The organism is uncultured Eudoraea sp. (assembly GCF_947258525.1).
GTDB lineage: Bacteria > Bacteroidota > Bacteroidia > Flavobacteriales > Flavobacteriaceae > Eudoraea.
Window position 1 is genome coordinate 1 of sequence record NZ_CAMYIP010000035.1, and the last position, 4,865, is coordinate 4,865.

Below are 4,865 nucleotides of genomic sequence, written 5' to 3' on the forward strand. Positions count from 1 at the left end.
CTGTAAGATCCTTTTACAAAAATACGCTTGGTGCATTAAGCTGGCTGTAAACTGTTAACAATTTTTGGGAAGGATATCTCTTCATATTTTTTGATTTTGAGTAACTTTGAATTATAGGTCCATGGGAAGATTTTCAAAACTACGCAAAAACAGAAAATACAGTTATACGCCTCGTTATTATGATGATAAGGGTGAAGGAAGCCCGTATAAAATGCAGCCAAAACTTGACAAATACCGAACTACCATTGATGCGCCAAGAGGATTAAAAGGAAAGTTTAGTAATGCAATGGCGGATATCAGGAGGGCCGGTGACAAAAACTTAAAATTAAGAATGCTAATTATAATCGTTATCCTAATCCTTATATTCCTATATATTATCGATTTTGATTTATCAATCTTCTTTTCAAAATAATGGCAGATATTATACAACTTTTGCCAGACCACGTGGCTAATCAGATAGCCGCCGGTGAAGTGGTCCAACGCCCGGCTTCTGTAGTAAAAGAGTTGTTGGAGAATGCCATTGATGCCGGCGCTACTGCGATTAAGCTAATTGTAAAAGATGGGGGTAAGACTTTAATCCAGATTGTTGATAACGGACTGGGTATGAGCGTAACTGATGCCAGATTGAGCTTTGAAAGGCACGCTACTTCCAAAATTAATTGTGCTGAAGATTTATTTCATTTGGACACCAAAGGATTTCGCGGAGAAGCATTAGCCTCGATTGCTGCTATAGCACATGTTGAAATGAATACGCGGGTGGAGGATGATGAAGTTGGTACTCTTCTTAAGATTGAAGGTAGTAAGCTATTATCTCAAGAAGTTACCGTAACGCCAAAAGGAACATCGGTATCCGTAAAGAATCTCTTTTTTAATATTCCGGCAAGAAGAAAATTCTTAAAGTCCAACCAGGTAGAATTACGTCATATAACAGATGAATTTCACCGGATAGCTCTGGCGCATCCTTCCGTACATTTTCATTTTTATAATAATAACAACGAGTTATTCAACCTCCCTTCAACAAATTTAAAAAAGCGAGTTGTAAACATTTTTGGAATTAAAACCAAAGAAAAATTGGTGCCTGTATCCGAAGAGACCCAGGTAGTTAAGATATCAGGGTTTATATACAAACCGGAATACGCTAAAAAAAGCAGGGGTGAGCAATTCTTTTTTGTGAACCATCGTTTTATTAAGAGCCCATATCTTCATCATGCGGTTATGGCTTCATTTGAAGGACTTTTGAGACCAGATACAAGTCCTGGCTACTTTTTGTATCTCGAAGTAGATCCGTCATCAATAGATATTAATATACACCCAACAAAAACAGAAATTAAGTTTGATGACGAACATACCTTATATGCTATTCTTAAATCAACTATAAAACACAGCTTAGGTCAGTTTAATGTAAGTCCGGTTTTAGATTTTGATAAAGATCAGAATTTGGATACACCTTATACGCAATTATACAAGCAGGCGCAGCAGCCAGGTATATCTATTAACCCTGGCTATAATCCATTTAAGGAAAGTGGATTAGGAAAAAGTATTAAAAGCACCTTTGCGCGTCAACGATCCGGGGATTGGGAAAGTATGTATGTAGGTTTAGAGTCAAAAGTTGGCAGGGGAGAGGGATTTAGTACAGTGCATTTCGAATCTGATACTATTACCGGTTCAATTTTTGATGAACAGGGAGGCTTAGATCAAATAGGGGCAACGACATTTCAGCTTAGAAGAAAATATATAGTAACGACAATAAAGTCGGGTATGCTTATCATTGACCAGGGGCGTGCACATCAACGGGTGTTATATGAAAAATTTCTTAAAAGCATTACGGTAAAGGAAACATTAAGCCAGCAATTGCTTTTTCCCTTGTCACTTGCTTTTCCAAAATCTGAATTGGCGGTATTAAAGGAAATTAAAGGAAGCCTGACATCTCTGGGTTTTGCTTTCGGTCCTTTTACGGAAGATGAACTTCAAATCACCGGAATTCCTCAACTTATTAATGAAAGTGAAATAGGGATAATATTGGATCAATTAATTTCTGATTATCAAATGGAGATAAACGGAAATGGATTTACCCAGTCAGAGGTTTTATCCAAAGCGCTTTGTAAGTCTTTGGCGGTAAAAACCGGGGAAATATTGGATAATGAGTCGCAACAGGCTCTGGTAAATGCATTGTTTGCATGTAAGGAAACTAACCGAAGTCCGTTTAACAAAATAATTTACGTTACAATTACCGAGCGTGATATTGATAATAAATTTATTTAGATGGGAAGACTAACTGATGCCATTAAGCATCTGCTAATTGCTAATGTGTTGTTCTTTGTAGCGACCAATCTGTATGGAGACCAGATGTATGAATGGTTTTCATTGTGGTTTCCAAAGAATGAGAATTTTGGATTTTGGCAGATGTTGTCTCATATGTTTATGCATGGCGGATTTATGCATATTTTATTTAATATGTATGCGCTCTGGGCCTTTGGCACACCATTGGAGAGGATGTGGGGTAGAAATAAATTTTTGTTCTTCTATTTCTCTGCAGGTATTGGAGCTGCGCTTATACATTCAGGTGTAAATTATTATTATTTTAATCAGGGCCTTGAGGCTATAATGAATTCTGGAATAACGGAAAGTCAGATTATGGAAATAATTTCTGGTGGCCAATATAGTCCAGACTGGTATAATTATGCGCCTCGCAGTGTTATCGATAATTTTTTAAGTGCCTATAATACCCCGGCAGTTGGGGCGTCAGGGGCTATTTACGGTATTTTGGTAGCTTTTGGAATGTCTTATCCAAATAGTGAATTATTCCTTATCTTCCTGCCAGTCCCTATTAAAGCAAAATTTTTCATTCCTGTTTTAATAGGATTGGACTTGTTTTCAGGGGTTACGGGATATTCCATATTTGGAGATGGTATTGCACATTTTGCACATGTTGGGGGAGCCCTTTTTGGATTTTTAATGATGTGGTACTGGAAAAAAAATCAGTTTAATCAAAATCGATGGGATTAGAATGGATTCTGGAAATTTAAAATATCAATTCGCGCGTCTGAGTATAGCCGAAAAATTAATTGCAGTAAATGTATTCGTTTTTATTGTAAACGGATTATTTACCTTCTTAATGGGAATGCCTTCCAATTCACTGATCCGATGGTTTGAATTACCAAAAGATTTTGTCGATTTTATTTCTCAACCCTGGTCTCTTGTTACCTATTCCTTTTTTCATGGAGGAATTTGGCATCTGTTTTGGAATATGATAATGCTTTATTTCTCCGGAAGAATTTTCTTAAACCTGTTCGGCCCCAAAAAATTAATAAGTGTTTATTTTCTAGGGGTTATATTGGGTGGTTTAGTCTTTTTATTAAGTTATAATGTTTTCCCGGCACTATTGACTACAAAGACGGCTTTAATAGGTGCCTCTGCGGGAGTAACTGCGGTATTAATTTTTATCTGTGCCTATATTCCCAACCAAGAGGTAAGGCTCTTTATGTTCAATGTAAAATTGTGGTATATTGGAGCTTTCTTTGTTTTGGTAGATTTAATTCAAATTCCATCTGGCGGAAATGCAGGTGGAAATCTCGCTCATTTAGGTGGAGCTTTTTTGGGATACGTTTATGCCAGACAATTATTAAAAGGCCGGGACATAGGGGAAGGGTTCACGAAAATGATTGAAAGTATTGAAGGTCTTTTTAAGAAGAGAGAAAAAAAGGCACCCCTGAAAACTGTCTACCGCCGCACTAAAGGAAAAAATGTTTCGAATGTAAATTACGACAGAGAAAGCAAGCAGCGCAAAATAGATACTATCCTTGATAAGATTAGCAAATCTGGTTATGAAAGTCTTTCCAAATCAGAAAAGGATTTCTTATTCAAGGCGGGTAAAGAGGATTAATCTGTGAGAGATTTATCATTATTGATTTCTTATTCAAGGCGGGTAAAGAGGATTAATCTGTGAGAGATTTATCATTATTTGATAAGACTATTTTAATCCTGAATATATTTTTTGGACTAATTCTTTTGTTATCCTGCCTGTCTCCTTTTATTTCCGTAAAGACATTTATTCCTTTATCTTTTTTGGGTTTATTCTTTCCGATAACGTTTGTCTTAAATCTTCCATTTATTGCATATTGGTTATTCAGAAAGAAAAAAATGTTCATGCTATCATTAGCCGCAGTACTCAGTTCTTATATCGTACTGGGATCTTTTTATAAATTCGGGTCTACCAATGGAACCTCTGAAGATAATGACCTGAGCATTATGACTTTTAATACAAGAGAGTTTAATTTTAGTGGTCGGGCAAAAGGTGAATCAACAGGGAATGAAATTAAGAATTTTGTATTAGATCAAGACCCTGATATTGTCTGCTTTCAGGAATTTGGTCGAATGGTTCAATTAGAGCAATATCCCTATAAATACAAAACCGATTTCCCTTCTAATAAAAGCAGCCAGGCTATTTTTTCAAAATACCCGATTGTAGGCACCGGATCCCTGGAATTTCCCAATACAGCCAACAATGCCCTATTTGCGGATATTTTATATAAAGCAGATACAATTCGAGTCTATAATATTCATTTCCAATCCTATAAAGTAATACCTTCCAGGCTAAAGCGAATTAGACCAGCTTTCAAGATTTATGGTAAAATGAGAATGGCTTTTATGAAACAAGAAGAACAAGTACAAATATTTGTCAATCACAGAAAAAATTCTCCATACAGGACCATAGTTTGCGGTGATTTCAATAACACCTCATTTTCAAATATGTATCGAATAGCCATAGCTGAAATGAAGGATACTTTTGATGAGAGAGGCACGGGTATTGGGAAAACCTTTGATTTAAAATTTATCCCATTTCGTATTGACTTTATTTTAGTAGA

At 36.2% G+C, this 4,865-nt stretch carries 5 protein-coding genes; all 5 read left to right on the top strand.

The window, feature by feature from the left end; translation table 11 throughout:
• The first annotated feature begins 121 nt into the window (after positions 1–121).
• A complete protein-coding gene (locus Q0X89_RS02415) occupies positions 122–412 on the top strand; it encodes a riboflavin synthase subunit beta (RefSeq protein ID WP_297691014.1) in 291 nt (96 codons plus the stop codon).
• Complete coding sequence (gene mutL / locus Q0X89_RS02420) at positions 412–2,262, top strand: DNA mismatch repair endonuclease MutL (protein WP_297691015.1); 1,851 nt, start codon at positions 412–414, stop codon at positions 2,260–2,262. Before Q0X89_RS02415 ends, mutL begins: the two co-directional genes overlap by 1 nt.
• Complete coding sequence (locus tag Q0X89_RS02425) at positions 2,263–3,006, top strand: rhomboid family intramembrane serine protease (RefSeq protein ID WP_297691016.1); 744 nt, start codon at positions 2,263–2,265, stop codon at positions 3,004–3,006.
• Position 3,007: 1 nt separating this feature from the next.
• On the top strand, positions 3,008–3,883 hold the full coding sequence (locus Q0X89_RS02430) for a rhomboid family intramembrane serine protease (RefSeq protein ID WP_297691017.1): 876 nt from the start codon (positions 3,008–3,010) through the stop codon (positions 3,881–3,883).
• A gap of 263 nt (positions 3,884–4,146) precedes the next feature.
• A partial coding sequence (locus Q0X89_RS02435) for an endonuclease/exonuclease/phosphatase family protein (protein ID WP_297691018.1) occupies positions 4,147–4,865 on the top strand: 719 nt, incomplete at its 3' end.